Below are 14,488 nucleotides of genomic sequence, written 5' to 3'. Positions count from 1 at the left end.
CATGGGTTACCGCGCCGAGGGGCGCGCTCCCTGAGAGCGGCGTTCACCCGCCGCGGAGTCGGGTCATCCCGGAGCCATCGGAGCCCTCCATGTTGAACGTCCTTCTTCGCCTTTCCCCGCTGCGCCCCGCCGTCCGCCTCGAGACCGTCGAGCGGCGCGACTTCACCGAGCCGCGGCTGCGCGAGCTCCACGCCCTCGCGAACGCGCTCATGGCCGAGGACTTCGGGCACTTCTGCGTGCACGCGAGGACCAACGATGTCGTGCATGTCTTCCGCCGCGCCGACACGGGCGCGATCGTCGGCTTCCAGTTCTGGAAGACGGCGCCGCTCGCCTTGCCCCGCAGCCGGGCCATCGTAGGCGGGAAGCTCAGGATCTCGCCCGACTTCCGGACCCGCGGGCTGCACCTCGCCTCGGGCCTCCTGTTCTTGCTCGAGACGAAGCGCCGCGCGCCGCGGACCCGCCTCTACCGGCTCTCGATCGCCAGCCTCTTCGGGTTCGTCTCCATCACCGAGGCGCTCGCGCGCTACGAGCTCTTCGATCCGAAGCGCCGGGGCGCCGCGGAGGACGAGGCGGTGCGGGAGGCGTTCTTCAGGCTCGCCAGGGAGAGCAACTACCACGTCGACGACGAGAGCGGCCTCGTCCGCGTCAACATCTTCATGACCGAGGAGACGGTGAGCCGGTATCCGCCGCGCTACTTCGAGCGCCCGGCCGCGCGGCGCTACGCCGCGGCCAACCCCGGCTTCCGCACGAACGGCTGCTACGCCGCCTTCTGGTTCCGCTTCACCAGCGAGAACCTCCTCGCCATGACCCGCGCCGTCATGAGGAGGCTCTTCCGGCGGGACACCCCCGTGGATCCACCCGGCGCGATCGGGCGTCCGCAGCCAGGCGCCTCGGGATCTCCTCCATCTGATTCACGATGAGGCTCACGTGCCCCTCCGCTTCGAGCTCCTGGAAGCGAGCGCCCCTCAGGATCCTGGCCGCTCGCCTCGCCATCCCGATCGGACTGCTCTGATCCAGAGCGCTCCCTCCAGGCGGGAGGCCGGCGTCCCGCCCTCCTGTTGAAGGTCAGCCACCACCGCCGTATGCGAATCTCGTGAGCGCCCTGTCGAGCTCCGGATGACGTCGGTCGGACGGCGTCCTCGGTGCTCGGATGCGATCAGCGGTCGATCGTGGAGCGCATGCCCCCGCCGAAGCTGACCGTCCACGCCTCTTCCACGCGGTACGGGTTCCAGAACACCCGCACCGGGTGGTGAAATGGATAGCCCTCGTCCAGGACGAAGGTCGGCGTCTCCTCGTCGAGGTTATCGGTCAGCCAGAGCCCGTCCCGCTCCGTCGTCATGTACATACGGTTCGCGTTGTTCGGGTCGATGGCGCACGACTCGACGCGATATCGATCGCTGATGCGATGCCATGTAGCGCCGCGATCCCTGGTCCGGTACAGCCCCCCGTAAAAGCGCTCGTCGTGGCTGAAGACCGCGGTGTACCAGGTGCTCTCGGTGCTGTCGTTCGGATCGATGACGATGTCCTTGGTCCAGTAGTGCATCTCGGGCGAGGAGCGGTCCTCCCATGCCGAAGCTCCAGGCTGGAGGAGGAACACGCCGGACCTGTCGGTGAACGTCCGGGTGTTGCCGGGCTGATGGCCAGAGTAGGTGGCGACGATGCTTCCGTCCTTCAGCACATGGACGTTGTACGGGTGACCCTGCGTGCGCGGCGGGGCGGGGAGCGCGGCGGGCGCCGCCCCCGGCGCGCTCAGATCGAGGTGATAGATCCCTCCCGTCAGGCTGTTGACCGCGCTCGCGTAGAGCTGGTCCGGATCGTTCGGATCGAGCGCCAGCCAGACGACGGGACGGCCGAGATCGGCGAAGAGCGACCATGTGGCGCCCTTGTCGGCGGACACCATGATTCCCCCTCTGGCCGGGCGGCTCGGCGTGCCGTCGAGGCGCGCGTCGCGCAGGTAGGGGCTCTGGTAGATGTCATGAACGCTCCCGGTCGCGGCGTAGAGCGCCCCCGTGTACGGATGCCGGACCACGTGATAGGTGGTGTTCAGGGACAGGCCGTTCGCGCCGTCGCGAGACCAGGACTCGCCGCCATCCTCGCTGAAGGCGCTGCGGATGTCCGTGAGCGACGCGAACCTCGTGTCCTCGTCGTAGAACGTCAGCCACCAGCCCGACGTCTGCTCGACGCCGCTCGTGCGGTAGACGCCGGATTGGGGCGTGTCTGCTCCCCTCGGGTTCTCATCCGCTGGTTTCACGTAGGCCTGCTGAAAGGTCCTGCCCCCATCCTCGCTGACGTGGACGAAGCCGAGATCCGTGAGGGCCACGCGGTCGGGATCCTTGGGCGACACCGAGAGGCCGAGCGCGTACTCGCCGAACTCCCAGTCCATGTCTCCTCCGAACCCGCTCCATCCGGTGTCGATGTTGGCGTTGTGGTCGGTGCGGAGCGCGTGCTGCCAGGTCTCTCCGCCGTTCACCGTGCGGAGGACGATGGGTGAGAGCTTCTCGCGATCGCCGCCGGCGACGTACGCGACGCGGGCGTCGTCGTCGGGCATCGCCACGAAGGCGAGCTTGTCGGCCGGTCCGAGCCCGGACGTCGCGGCTTCCCAGCGCCTCCCGCCGAGCTTCAGCCGGTAGAGGCCAGCGTACGCGTCCAGCTCCCCGCCGGTCGTGTCCGCGGTGACGAGGGCGTTGCCTTCGCTGTCCATCGCGGAGAACGTGACCGCGAGGAAGGTCGTCTTCCTGCCGTGCCCGGAGCCGGCAAACGAGACGATCTTCTCGCCCGCCGGTATGCCGCCGATCGACGTGTCGACGGCGAAGGTGCCCCCGTTGTCGTGCGAGACGAGCAGTCCGTCGCTCGTGCCAACATAGATGTCGCGCCCATCCCAGTAAACGCCGCCGACCAGAAGGCCGCCCGGCCAGGTCGTCGCGTGAACCGAGCGGAAGGTGCGGCCGCCGTCACGCGAGAAGTAGAGCTCCGTGGAATCCGAGAAGAGCAGCCGCCGCGTGCCCCGCCGGTCGACGAACAGGTAGTGGCCGTCTCCAGGCCGCCCGGGCGTCGTGATCTCGGCGTCCCACGTGGCCCCCCCGTCGGTGCTCTTGGCCAGCGTGGCCACGTCCTGGATGCCGTTCGTGGACAGCCTGTAGCTCACCCCATAGAGGACGTCAGGATCGGCCGTGAAGCGGAATTGTGAGAGGACGCCGCCCTGGAGCTTGTGAAAGTGCAGGGTCGTCCAGCTCCTGCCGAAATCCCTCGTGCGATAGACGCCCTTCATGTCGCTGGCCATGAAGATTTCGCGGCCGTCGTGCGGGTTGATGGACGGCGAATAGAGGGCGCCCCCGCCGCCCACGCCCCGTGATTGCCACCGGCGGCGCGCGCTCCAGGACCCGTGCTTCTTCAGATCCACCCTCGCCCCGCTCGTGCCCGCGGCGAGGCGGTCGCTCGATGCCCTCGTCGCCCCGTCGGTCGCGGCCTCCTCCGCGCAGCCTCCCGCGAGCAGCGCGATACCAAGGACCAGCGACCCCGCCGTGGCCCTGAAGTTGATTGTGAATCCAGCGTGGCTCGTCATGTATGCTCCCTCACGCTTGGAATATCAGAGGCTCAAGCGCCTGTGTGCGACGCTCTGGCGATCGGCTCCTCGTTTGCGTGATCCGGTCACGCGGCAGGACACACGTCGGCCGTGGGGGCATGTTCGCGTAGGTGAAGGTCGGATGGAATGACGTGGCGTCCTTGTCTCACCGCGAACGGGAGGCGAGGTAGACGTCGGCGCCGTCGTGGGAGTGGTCCGACGCTTCGTCTCGTCGACCCAATCGTCACGTTCGTGTACGAGATCGGCCATCCGGTGAGAAAATCCCCGGAGCCTCCTCCGATCCGCCACATCTCGCGCGCAGCCCGGCCACGGCGCCGCGCCACGCTCCGTCCCATGACCGACGTCTCCTCCACCGCCGGCGTCGTGGTTCGCCCTGCGGCGGCGGGCCGCCTGCGCCGGCTCGGCGCCGCCGCGCTGTCGCTGCTGGTCGCCACGGCCGTATGGTTCCCGTGCCTCCACCTCTTCTTCCGGAGCGAGCCGGGCGAGCACCGCGCCTCGGGCGCGCTCTCGCCGCGTGGCCAGGCGCTGCTCGCGCATCAGCTCTCGCTCTGGGAGGAGGACAGCGCCGTGCAGGACGCGGCGCTCGCGCGGATGCGGGCCGCGAACGCCGAGTGGGACTTCATGGGACGGACCTTCCTCGTCCTCGGCCTCGCCAACGCCGCGCTGCGGGATCCGGGCGCCGAGGCGCGCCACCTCGCCGTCATCGACCGGATCGTCGACGAGACCCTCGCGATCGAGCGCGAGCGGGGGATGCTGCACTTCATGATGCCGTACGCCGCGCGGCGGCCGTTCGTGCAGCAGCCTGCGCGCAGCCTCTTCGTGGACGGCGAGATCGCGCTCATGCTGGGCGCGCGCGCCCTGGTCGCGCGCCGCGCCGACCACGAGGCCGAGCTCGACGCGCGCGTCGCCGAGATGCGGTCCCGCATGGAACGGAGCCCCGTGCTGTCGGGCGAGAGCTACCCCGACGAGTGCTGGACCTTCTGCAACACGCTCGCCCTCTCCGCGATGCGCATGGCCGACGCGCTGCACGGCGAGCGCCGCGGCCTCGATCTCGGCCGCCGCTGGCTCGCGGCGGCGCGCGCCCGGCTCCTGGACCCGAAGACGGGGCTGCTCGTGTCGAGCTACACCCACGACGGCAGGATCCTGGACGGCCCGGAGGGGTCGTCCCTCTGGCTTGTCGCGCACGCGCTGCTCCTGATCGACCCCGATTTCGCGCGCGATCAGTACGCGCGGGCGCGCCGCGAGCTCGGGGCGGAGCTCCTCGGCTTCGGCTGGGCGCGCGAGTGGCCCCGCTCGTGGGCCGGCCCGGAGGACGTGGACTCGGGTCCGATCGTGCCGCTCGTCGGGGCGAGCGCCGGATCGAGCGGCCTCGCGCTGCTCGGCGCCGCGGCCTTCGGCGACGCGCCGTACCTCGGAGGGCTGCTGACGTCGCTCGACCTGGCCGCGTTCCCCATCCGCGAGGGCGGCCGGCTGCGGTACGCCGCGAGCAACCAGGTCGGCGACGCGGCGCTGCTCTACGCGCTGAGCTTCGGCCCGCTCTGGGAGCGGATCGCCGGCGCGGGAGGTGCCCCGTGAGCCGACAGCTGGCCCTCGGCGCTGCGATGCTCATCGCGGCCTTCGTTGCCTGCCACATGCTCGGCCTGCGCGAGCATGTGTCCGTGCTGAGCGGCACGCCCCCGCCCGCCGGCGGGGGCGATCCGTTGCTCGGCCTCGCCTACGCGCTGGCGTGGTTCGGCGGCGTGGTCTTCGCGCCGATCCTCGCGATCGCGGCGGGCGTGCTCGCGGTCGTCGACCGGCTCCGGTCGCGGTGACCCGCGCCCTCTCGGGCGGCTCGGCCGCCGCGCTGAGCGGCCGCCTGCGCCGCCTCGGCGGGCTCGCGCAGGGCGCCCTCGCGCGCCCCGCGCGCCTCGGCGATGGGCGAGCTGCTCCACCCGCAGCACGGCGCCAGCAGGCTGCTGCCTGCGAAGCAGACACGCCGCCCGGCGTGCCGGCGCGCGCGCCATCCCCTCTGCGAACACGGGGCAAGCGCAGGGTGGAATGAAACGTGCTTAGCCGCGGCTCCCTCGGCGCGAGAGGACACACGACCTCGTGTCTGCCGATGGAAGGAGCTGATCGTGGATCTCGAACTCACCGGCAAGCGGGCCATCGTCACCGGCGGCAGCCGCGGTACCGGCGTGGGCTACCTGCGGACCGCGCGCGCCGTCGCGCCGCACCTCATCGCGAACGGCTGGGGCCGCATCATCAACATCGGCGGGCTGGCCGTGCGCAAGGCCGGCCGCCCGGTCGCCACGCTGCGCAACGTCGGCGTGGCGGCGATCACGAAGAACCTCGCGGACGAGCTCGGCCCGAAGGGGATCGACGTCACGGTCGTGCACCCCGGCGCGACGCGCACCGAGCGCGCCCGGCCCGAGGCCGAGAAGGACCTCGCCGCCTCGGTGAGCATCGGCCGGATCGTCGACGCCCGCGAGGTCGCGTGGGTCGTCGGGTTCCTCGCCTCGCCGAGGAGCGTCGCGATCAACGGCGATGCCGTCGTCGCCGGCGGTGGCAGCGTCGGGCCGATCTATTATTGAGCCCTGAACCGACGGACCCGCGCGACGCGCGGGAGCTGAAGACGAGGGCGCCAGCTCGACGCCTCGAGCCAACAACTCCAGAGCAACAACGGAAGATCATGAGCATCCCGACGACCCGACTCGGCCGCACCGGCCTCACCGTTTCTCGCCTGTGCCTGGGCACGATGACGTTCGGTTTCCAGACGGACGAGGAGACCTCCCGCGCCATCCTGGACAAAGCCGCTGCCGCCGGCGTCAACTTCCTCGACACGGCCGACGTGTACCCGCTGGGCGGCGGTTTGGAGGCCGCCGGGCGCACCGAGGAGATCGTCGGCCGCTGGCTCAAGGGCAAGCGAGACCGCTTCATCCTCGCCACCAAGTGCGTCGGCCGCGTCGGCCCGAACGCGTGGGATCAGGGCGCCTCCCGCAAGCACATCCTGGACGCGATCGACGCCTCCCTGCGCCGGCTCGGCACCGATTACGTGGATCTCTACCAGCTCCACTCCGACGATCGTGACACCCCGATCGACGAGACGCTCGAGGCCCTCGACATCGTCGTTCGCTCGGGCAAGGCGCGGTACATCGGCGTATCCAACTACCTGGCCTATCGCCTGGCGCGCGCGCTCGGCCGCGCCGACGTGCGCGGGCTCGCGCGGTTCGTGTCCGTGCAGCCGCGTTATGCGCTGCTGTTCCGGGAGATCGAGCGCGAGCTGCTCCCGCTCGCGCAGGAGGAGGGCCTCGGCGTCATCCCGTACAACCCGCTCGCCGGCGGGTTCCTCACGGGCAAGCACCGCCGCGGCGAGCCGACGGCGGGCACCCGCTTCACGCTCGGCGCGGCGGCGTCCATCTACCAGCAGCGCTACTGGAACGAGCGCGCGTTCGCGACCGTCGAGAAGCTCGCGGGCATCGTCGCCGAAGCAGGCCAGTCGCTCACGACCGTCGCCGTGGCGTGGGTGCTCGCCAACCCGGCCGTCACGTCGGCCATCATCGGCGCCAGCCGGCCCGACCAGCTGGACGCCACGCTCGCCGCGGCCGCGCTCGAGCTCGATCCGCAGCTCAAGGCCCGGCTCGACGAGGCGACCGCGGAGTTCCGCCACGGCGACTCGCCGCGCTGAGCCCGGGGTCGAGGCGCCGGCGCGGCGGCAGCGCCGGTCAGCCCCCGAGCGGCGTCTCCAGCACCTGCCTCCGCGACAGTGTCCGCAGCTTGCTCAGCGCGCTCTCCTCGATCTGCCGGACGCGCTCCCGGCTCACCGAGAACATGCCGCCGATCTCGGCGAGCGTGTGCGGCTGCCCGCCGTCGAGGCCGAACCGGAGCCGCAGCACGTCGCGCTCGCGCGGCGTCAGCGACTCGAGCAGCGCAGAGACCTGCGCGTGCAGGCGGCGGTGGACCAAGAGCTCGTCCGGCGCGGCGCCCTCGCTCGCGAAGAAGTCGCCCTGGCGCGCGCCGTCGTCGTCCCCCACCGGAGCGTCGAGGTACACCGGCGGCAGCGCCATCTCCCGCAGCGTCTGGAGCTTCTCCATCGACAGCCCGCTCCGCTCGGCGATCTCCTCGGGCGCCGCCTCGCGCGCGTGCTCCTGCTCGATCTCCCGCCGCGCCTGCAGCGCCCGGCGCCGGGTCTCGGCGATGTGGACCGGCACCCGGATGACCTGGCCCTGATAGAGCAACGCGCGAGAGAGCGCCTGCTTGATCCACCACATCGCATAGGTGCTGAACCGATAGCCGCGCCGGTAATCGAACTTCTCCGCCGCGCGGATCAGCCCGAGGTTGCCCTCCTGGATGAGGTCGAGCAGCGGCACGCCGCGGTGCCGGAGCTGCCGGGCCGCCGCCGCCACGAGCCGCAGGTTCGCGCGGACCATCTCGGCCCTCGCCTCGGCCGCCGCCCGGCAGGCGGCGCGCATCGCCGAGAGCGTCCCCTCGATCGCCTGGCGCCCGAGCCTGTCGACCGCGGGGATCGCCGCGCTCAGCGCGCGCTCGATCCGCGCCTCCACCAGGGGGCCCAGGCGCACGTCGGAGAGCCCGGCCGAGAGCGCGGCGCGCGCTCGCTGCCCGCTCGCCTCCGTCCGCCCGGCCTCCGCCAGGGACCGCGCGAGCCCGAGCAGCCGCGCCATCCTCACGGACGTCGCGTCGCTCGGCGCGTCGCCTCCGTCCGCGTTCAGCAGCAGATCGCTCATGTCCACCCGCCCCGCCCGCACGTCGTCCGCCAGCGTCGCGAGCGCCCGCAGCGCGACGGGCGACGCGACCCAGGCCTCGATCATCGCGCGCTCCGCCGACTCGATACGACGGCCGAGCTCCACCTCGAGCTCGCGGCTCAGCGGCGCGCTTCCAGAGATCTCCTGGAGATAGACCGCGGCGACGTCCTCGCTCGGCCGCGACGGCGGGGCGGCCCGCCGGCTGGCGGGCGCTCCACGCCGCGACGACGGGGGAGGGCGGGTATCGGCGCCGACCGGGCCGACCGGCTCCTCGGCCCGCGTCTCGGCGACAGCGCCCCTTCCCTCCATGATCGTCGTCTCCGCCTCGCCCAGAAGGCGCGAGCTCGTGGGACTCTCGTTCATCTCGCCTGCTCCACCATGATGCCGCGTCGCGCGGTGATCGGCCCGGGCGCTCGCCGGAACACGCGGCCTGAGGGCAACCCCCCAGGATGGACCATGAAGCGACTCCGGTCATGCGGCGACAGAACAAAGGGGCTCCGCCGGTCCGCGTGATCCAGCGCCGGCGACAGCCGCGCTCGCTCCAGCTCGCCTGTCAGCGCGGCCAGGCGCCTGGGCCGCGCGGGCCGCCTGACCGAGACGTGCTGGACCTCACAGCAACACGGCCAGCGGGAGCACGGCGGGGCGCCGCGAGGCCTCGCGCCGGAACACCCGCCGCACGCCGCGGCTGAGCGCGTCCTCCAGCGCCGGCCCCAGCGTGCGCGCCGCGGGCGACAGCGCAGCGAGCGCGTCGCGCGCGCTGTCGAGCGCGGCGGCGTACAGCGTGCCGCCCTCCTCGAAGTGCGCCACGCCGCGCCCGAGGAGATCGGGGCCGCGCAAGATCTCGCCCGTCTTGCGGTCGGCCACCACCAAGATCATCACGAGCCCCTGATCCGAGATCTGCTCGCGCTCGCGGAGCACCAGCTCGGAGACGTCGAGCCCGCCGCGCGCGTCGAGCCACACCCGCCCGCTCTTCACCGTCTCGCCGAGGCGCATCCGGCCGTTCTCGAGGATCAGCGAGTCGCCGTCCTCGACGACGAAGACCCCCGACGCCGGCACGCCCATCCGGAGCGCCGTGCGCGCGTGGGCGAGCAGCATCCGGTACTCGCCGTGGATGGGGACGAAGTGCTCCGGCCGGACGGCGTCGAGGAGGACCTTCTGCTCCTCGGCCTGCGCGTGGCCGCTCGCATGGATGGGATCGAGGCCGCGATCGAGCACCACGGCGCCGCGCTTCGCCAGGCGGTTGGCGAGCTGGCTGACGGCGATCTCGTTGCCGGGGATCGCGCGGGAAGAGAAGATCACCGTGTCGCCCGGATCGACCCGCAGCCGGTGGTGGTCGCCCATGGCCATGCGCGCGAGGGCGCTGTTCGGCTCGCCCTGCGCGCCCGAAGCGAGCACGACGAGGCGATCGGGCGGGAGCGAGGCCGCCGTGGCGTCGTCGACGAGCACGCCGGGCGGGACGCGCAGGATGCCGATCTCCTGGGCGATCCGCGTGTTGGTCGCGAGGCTGCGCCCGGCGAGCACCACCTTGCGGCCGAGCTGGGCGGCGAGGTCGAGGACGCTCTGGACCCGGTGGACGTTGGAGGCGAACAGCGCGACGAGGATGCGCCCCTTCGCCTCGCGAAACCGCCGGGTGAACCCTTCGGCCACCGCGGTCTCGCTGACCGACCAGCCGTCGCGCTCCGAGTTGGTCGAGTCCGAGAGGAGCGCCGCCACGCCGGCGCGGCCGTACTCGGCGAAGCGGCCGAGATCGAGCCGCTCGCCGGCGACGGGGGTGAGATCGATCTTGTAGTCGCCCGTGTGGATGAGGATCCCCTCGCCCGTCTCGATGGCGTAGCCGACCGCGTCGGGGATGGAGTGGGTCACGCGGAGGGGCTCGGCGCGGAACGGCCCGGCCACGACGTGCTGTTGCGGCTCGACCTCGCGGAGCGGCACGTCGATGCCGTGCTCGGCGAGGCGCTCGCGCACCAGCCGGAGCGTGAAGCGCGTCCCGTACACGGGGACGGGGAACTCGCGCAGCAGCGACGGCAGCCCGCCGATGTGATCCTCGTGGCCGTGCGTGAGCAGCACCGCGTCGACCCCGCCCGCCTCGCGGATGTAGCTGAGGTCGGGGATCGCGACCTCGACGCCGAGCACCTGGTCGTTGGGGAACATGACGCCGCAGTCGACGAGCACGCGGCGGCCTTCCTCCTCGATCAGCATCGCGTTCATCCCGACCTCGCCGAGGCCGCCGAGAGGAATAATCCGGACTCCCATGGGCGCAGCCTAGCATCGCGGATCGCACGAACAGAGGCCTCCGTGGGGCGCGCGGCGCGCGCGGACCGACCTGCGTGAGGCGCGGGCGGGGGGGGCCGAGCTCAAGGGATCTGGCCCCGCGCCGCGCAGGAGGCCTGTCCCCGGTCTGCGGATTGCCTCTGCGCAGAGCGGGAGGACCTCATGGCACAATCCAACGCTTCGCTGGGCGCATACGAGCTGCCGACGACCTACCTGCCGCCGGACGACGTACCGACCGCGGAGCTCGCCTCGCTCGCCCCGAGCGCGCGGGAGGCGCGGCGGACGACGACGACGATCCCCTCGAGGCCGCTCCTCGGCGCCGCGCCCCTCGCGCGGATCGTCCCCGAGGACGTGCACTCCGCCCTCGATTACTCGAACGGGCTCATCGTCGCGCTGGCCGGGCTCTCCGCGCGGACGAAGGCCGCGAGGATCGCGGGCGTCGCGCTCGGCGCGTCGGTCATTTTCGTCTCCCTGCTCACCGACTACCGGCTGAGCCTGGCAAAGCGGATACCGATCGAGGCGCACGAGGTCATCGACCATGCCTTCGGCGTGTCGGCGATCGCGGCGCCGTTCGCGCTCGGCTACGCGAAGCGCGACCCGCTCGCCGCGGTCATCCACGTCGCCGCGGGGGCGGTCACGATCCTGGGGTCGCTTCTCACGGACTATCGCGCGGTGAGGGGCGCCGGGCGCCGGCCGCGGCGGGCGTAGCCGCGCGCGCAGCCGGCCAGCACCGGCACCTTCCCATGTGCCGAGTCACCCCCACCCTCGGTCCCACCGACGCTCCCGAAGGCTCCACGCGAGCCGCTAATTCCCACCCACGGGATTCGCGATGACCGTACCACAGCGCACGTCACACACACCGCAGCAGCGAGGCTGAGAGGTTCTCTTGCTTTACTGCGGGAAGTTGCCCCGGATCAGCAGAGAAACCGCCATGGCGCCAAGATCGCCAAGAAAAGAGGGGAGGGCTGTCGCAGGCGCCGCGACGCCTCCCGCGCAGCGGTGGCCGACGCGCGGAGGATCGGGACCGACGGTGCCGAGGAATACGAACGCCAGGCGCCGTCGTTGGCACGGGCGACCGATGAAGCACCGACCATCAACCCTCCTCCTGGCCGCGCTCCTCGCCGCGGCTTGCTCGCGCCCTTCCAGAGAGACGCCGGCCGTCGAGCGCAGCGCCGAGGTTGCCGGGACGGCGGCGCCGGCTCCGCCGCCCTCTCCGCCGCCGCAGCAGAAGCTCCAGGCCGTCACGCGGGTCGGCAGCGCGCTCGCGCGCGCGCCGCAGGACGACGCCCTCTATCTGGCCGACGAGGACCACGCCGTCCTCCGGCGCATCCCGCTCCCTGTCGACGTGAGCACGCCGCCTGTCGAGATCGCCATGCCGGGGCGGCCGGCGCAGGTGGTCGCGCTCGCGGACCGCGTGCTCGTCACGATCCGCGATCCCGGGCTCCTCCTTATCTTGCGGCCCGATCCCACGGCGGGGCTCGTGGAAGCGGCCCGCGTGCCCCTGCCGGCCGACGCCTGGGGGCTCGCGATCACGCCCGATGAGCGCACGGCGCTCGTCACCAGCGCATGGGCGGGCAAGGTCTCCGCGGTCGACCTCGCGACCGCGACCGCGACATGGGCCATCGATGTCCCGCGCGAGCCCCGCGGCGTCGTGATCCGCGAGGACGGCGCGGCCGCGTACGTCACGCACCTCACGTCCGCCTCGCTCACCCGGATCGCGCTGGGTGGCGCTCCCGAGGCCCGGCCGGTCGCCCTCCCTCCGTCGCCTTTCCGCGCTCCTCATGGCAGGTCGCTCTCCGCGTCGCTCGGCTACGCGGCCGCGCTCTCGCCGGATGGCCGCCGCCTCTTCGTCGCGCGCCACGCGCTCGGCGCGCTCGGCGAGCAGGCGTGGTTCGGCGCCTCGACGGTCGACGTCCTCATGACGAACGACGAGGCGCCCCTCGCGCCCCGGCGCCGCCAGGGCGCGCCGCTCTGGCGGGCGAGCGCGCTCGACGATGCCGCGTTCGACGACGCGGAGCTGGAGCTCCCCAACACCTCGCTCGCCCCGTTCGTCCAGCCGCGCGCGCTCGTGTACCGGAAGAGCACCCGCACGCTGCTCGTCGCCAGCGAGGGCACCGACGCCCTGGTGGAGCTCGACGCGCTCGCGGTCGATCCGGCGCTCCGCCCGCTCCGCACCTACGATCTCGGCCGCCATGCGGGCCCCGACATCTACGTGGCGACCCTGTGCGGCGCGCCCAGCGGCGTCGCGCTGTCCGCGGACGAGTCCATGGCGTGGGTGGTTTGCCGTTCCACGGACGCCCTCGCGATCGTCCGCCTCGACGAGCACCGCGACGACGCTCCGTTCGAGCCGAGCCCCGTACCGTACATCGCGCTGGCCGACGCGCCGGTCCCGCAGCAGGCCGCCCTCGGCCGGAAGCTCTTCTACAACGCGGTCGACTGGGGCACGAGCGGCGGCCTCGGGTGCGCTGGCTGCCATCCGGACGGGCGCGACGACGGCCATGTGTGGCACGAGGCCCACGTGATGGACATCGGCGGCGAGAGCGTCAATTTCCTCGGATCCGCCGAGAACCAGCCGGCCGACGTGGCGCCGCGCGGCGGTGTGCCCCGGCAGACTCCCATGCTCGCGGGCCGCGTGTCGGCCGAGGGGCCTTATGGCTGGAACGCCCAGAGCGAGAACCTGGCGGAGCGCCTCCGCGAGGGGTTCGGCCTTCACCGGTGGGGGCCCGGTGGTCTGGGCAACGGCGAGCTCGCCCTGAGGGCGCGCCACCTGGCCGCGTTCCTGCGCGCGGGCCTCGTACCGCCGCCCAGGGAGGCGCGGAGGCTCACGCCGCAGGAAGAGCATGGCCGCGCCCTCTTCATGAGCGACACGGCGCAGTGCGCTCGCTGCCACGTGCCCGAGACGGAGCACACCGACCGCATGGGCTACCCGATGCCCGGGTTCGCGGCGCGGCCCGGGTTCGCGGAGGAGAAGGCGGGCCAGGTGTTCAAGACGCCCTCGCTGCGCTTCGTCGGCGGGACGGCGCCCTATTACCACGATGGATCCGCGAAGACGCTCGAAGAGCTCATCGACGAAAACCAGGACCGGATGGGTCGCACCAGCCACATGTCGAGGAATGACAAGGCGGCGCTCGCCGCCTTCTTGAGGACGTTATGAAGAAGAGAGCGGTGATCGGGATGGTCCTGCTCGGCGCGCTCGCGCCGGCGCAGGCGGCGGAGTCGGTGCTCGCCCCGGCGGGAGGCGCGGCGGCCGGGCCGCAGGCGGGAGCCGCGGGAGGTCCGGCGGACGCGGGAGGAGGCGCGGAGGCGCCGCGGAAGCGCGCGCTCGAGGCGACGCCCCCGCCGCCCGAGCGGACTGCGCGGCCGGCAGCGGCCGAGTGGGACGCCGCGGAGCAGGTGTCGCTCGCGCGCGTCGCGAGGGGCGGCGCGTGCAAGGCGCGCCGGCAGCGCGAGTGGCTGCGGATCGATTGCAGCGTTCCGTCGGTGGTCGCCGTGAGGTCGCTCGGCGCCGGGGCCGGAGGCGAGTCTGTCTCGGTCGGCCAGCACAGGGCCGACGAGGACGGCCCCTTTCCGTCGAGCGTCTCGGTGATCTTCCCCGTCCGGATCGGCGACAGGAGGGTCATCGAGATCCTCTCGATCGAGGAAGGATACCGCTTCCAGACCGGGCTCTCGACGAGCGTCATGATCTCCGAGCAATGGCTCGAAGGCGACGCCGGGCCGCTCGTCAGCGTGCTCTGAAACCACGCCGGCGCGACGCGCGACGCGCGACGGTCGACGCGCTGCCCTGCGCCTGCCCTGCGAGGCGCCACGCGCCCGGACGACACCCACACGAATTCGGAGGCATCCCGCGCTCCGAGCCGGGATGCCGCGATCGAGCGGGCGCGCTCTGCATCGAGAG

At 72.4% G+C, this 14,488-nt stretch carries 10 protein-coding genes and 1 pseudogene; 8 read left to right on the top strand and 3 right to left on the bottom strand.

The genetic code is table 11. The features are described from left to right. The first annotated feature begins 89 nt into the window (after positions 1 to 89). Positions 90 to 920, top strand: coding sequence for a hypothetical protein (locus ACSRUE_RS35055; protein WP_441287399.1), 831 nt, complete (start codon positions 90 to 92; stop codon positions 918 to 920). 236 nt (positions 921 to 1,156) lie between these two features. On the opposite strand, the gene ACSRUE_RS35050 is transcribed toward ACSRUE_RS35055, so the two are convergent. Next, positions 1,157 to 3,562, bottom strand: a complete 2,406-nt coding sequence (locus ACSRUE_RS35050) for a hypothetical protein (protein ID WP_441287398.1) — start codon at positions 3,560 to 3,562, stop codon at positions 1,157 to 1,159. 354 nt (positions 3,563 to 3,916) lie between these two features. Between ACSRUE_RS35050 and ACSRUE_RS35045 the strand changes: the two genes are divergently transcribed. The 4 genes and pseudogenes from ACSRUE_RS35045 (at position 3,917) to ACSRUE_RS35030 (ending at position 7,247) form a co-directional block, all read left to right on the top strand. Continuing rightward, a complete protein-coding gene (locus tag ACSRUE_RS35045; RefSeq protein WP_441287397.1) occupies positions 3,917 to 5,158 on the top strand; it encodes a linalool dehydratase/isomerase domain-containing protein in 1,242 nt (413 codons plus the stop codon). Beyond that, a complete protein-coding gene (locus ACSRUE_RS35040) occupies positions 5,155 to 5,394 on the top strand; it encodes a hypothetical protein (protein WP_441287396.1) in 240 nt (79 codons plus the stop codon). The genes ACSRUE_RS35045 and ACSRUE_RS35040 overlap by 4 nt, the downstream gene beginning before the upstream one ends. A gap of 363 nt (positions 5,395 to 5,757) precedes the next feature. After that, positions 5,758 to 6,153, top strand: a pseudogene (locus tag ACSRUE_RS35035) (SDR family NAD(P)-dependent oxidoreductase); the annotation flags it as partial. Between the two features lie 98 nt (positions 6,154 to 6,251). Continuing rightward, positions 6,252 to 7,247 carry an aldo/keto reductase gene (locus ACSRUE_RS35030; RefSeq protein WP_441287395.1) on the top strand — a complete coding sequence of 332 codons (996 nt, stop codon included), beginning with the start codon at positions 6,252 to 6,254 and terminating at the stop codon, positions 7,245 to 7,247. Positions 7,248 to 7,284: 37 nt separating this feature from the next. Here the strand turns inward: ACSRUE_RS35030 and ACSRUE_RS35025 are convergent, their stop codons facing one another. Both ACSRUE_RS35025 and ACSRUE_RS35020 read right to left on the bottom strand, forming a co-directional pair. Continuing rightward, complete coding sequence (locus tag ACSRUE_RS35025; protein WP_441287394.1) at positions 7,285 to 8,685, bottom strand: sigma-70 family RNA polymerase sigma factor; 1,401 nt, start codon at positions 8,683 to 8,685, stop codon at positions 7,285 to 7,287. A gap of 246 nt (positions 8,686 to 8,931) precedes the next feature. After that, positions 8,932 to 10,575, bottom strand: coding sequence for a ribonuclease J (locus ACSRUE_RS35020; protein WP_441287393.1), 1,644 nt, complete (start codon positions 10,573 to 10,575; stop codon positions 8,932 to 8,934). A gap of 180 nt (positions 10,576 to 10,755) precedes the next feature. On the opposite strand from ACSRUE_RS35020, the gene ACSRUE_RS35015 reads away from it, so the two are divergent. The 3 genes from ACSRUE_RS35015 to ACSRUE_RS35005 all read left to right on the top strand — a co-directional run bounded on the left by ACSRUE_RS35015 (position 10,756) and on the right by ACSRUE_RS35005 (position 14,328). Next, positions 10,756 to 11,301: an SPW repeat domain-containing protein gene (locus ACSRUE_RS35015; protein WP_441287392.1), complete on the top strand. Its 546-nt coding sequence runs from the start codon at positions 10,756 to 10,758 to the stop codon at positions 11,299 to 11,301. Between the two features lie 370 nt (positions 11,302 to 11,671). After that, complete coding sequence (locus ACSRUE_RS35010; protein ID WP_441287391.1) at positions 11,672 to 13,747, top strand: hypothetical protein; 2,076 nt, start codon at positions 11,672 to 11,674, stop codon at positions 13,745 to 13,747. Next, complete coding sequence (locus ACSRUE_RS35005; RefSeq protein ID WP_441287390.1) at positions 13,744 to 14,328, top strand: hypothetical protein; 585 nt, start codon at positions 13,744 to 13,746, stop codon at positions 14,326 to 14,328. The genes ACSRUE_RS35010 and ACSRUE_RS35005 overlap by 4 nt, the downstream gene beginning before the upstream one ends. Positions 14,329 to 14,488 lie beyond the last annotated feature (160 nt).

It is taken from the genome of Sorangium sp. KYC3313, assembly GCF_052075895.1.
Taxonomy (GTDB): Bacteria; Myxococcota_A; Polyangia; order Polyangiales; family Polyangiaceae; genus Sorangium; species Sorangium cellulosum_B.
The sequence above is the reverse complement of the archived record's forward strand: the minus strand, read 5'-3'. Positions and strand labels throughout refer to the sequence as shown.

Excerpts from the sequence above, each read along its gene's own strand:
- ACSRUE_RS35055 (WP_441287399.1), top strand. The coding sequence starts at position 90 with ATGTTGAACGTCCTTCTTCGCCTTTCCCCGCTGCGCCCCGCCGTCCGC.
- ACSRUE_RS35050 (WP_441287398.1), bottom strand. The coding sequence starts at position 3,562 with ATGACGAGCCACGCTGGATTCACAATCAACTTCAGGGCCACGGCGGGG.
- ACSRUE_RS35045 (WP_441287397.1), top strand. The coding sequence starts at position 3,917 with ATGACCGACGTCTCCTCCACCGCCGGCGTCGTGGTTCGCCCTGCGGCG.
- ACSRUE_RS35030 (WP_441287395.1), top strand. The coding sequence starts at position 6,252 with ATGAGCATCCCGACGACCCGACTCGGCCGCACCGGCCTCACCGTTTCT.
- ACSRUE_RS35025 (WP_441287394.1), bottom strand. The coding sequence starts at position 8,685 with ATGAACGAGAGTCCCACGAGCTCGCGCCTTCTGGGCGAGGCGGAGACG.
- ACSRUE_RS35020 (WP_441287393.1), bottom strand. The coding sequence starts at position 10,575 with ATGGGAGTCCGGATTATTCCTCTCGGCGGCCTCGGCGAGGTCGGGATG.
- ACSRUE_RS35015 (WP_441287392.1), top strand. The coding sequence starts at position 10,756 with ATGGCACAATCCAACGCTTCGCTGGGCGCATACGAGCTGCCGACGACC.
- ACSRUE_RS35010 (WP_441287391.1), top strand. The coding sequence starts at position 11,672 with ATGAAGCACCGACCATCAACCCTCCTCCTGGCCGCGCTCCTCGCCGCG.
- ACSRUE_RS35005 (WP_441287390.1), top strand. The coding sequence starts at position 13,744 with ATGAAGAAGAGAGCGGTGATCGGGATGGTCCTGCTCGGCGCGCTCGCG.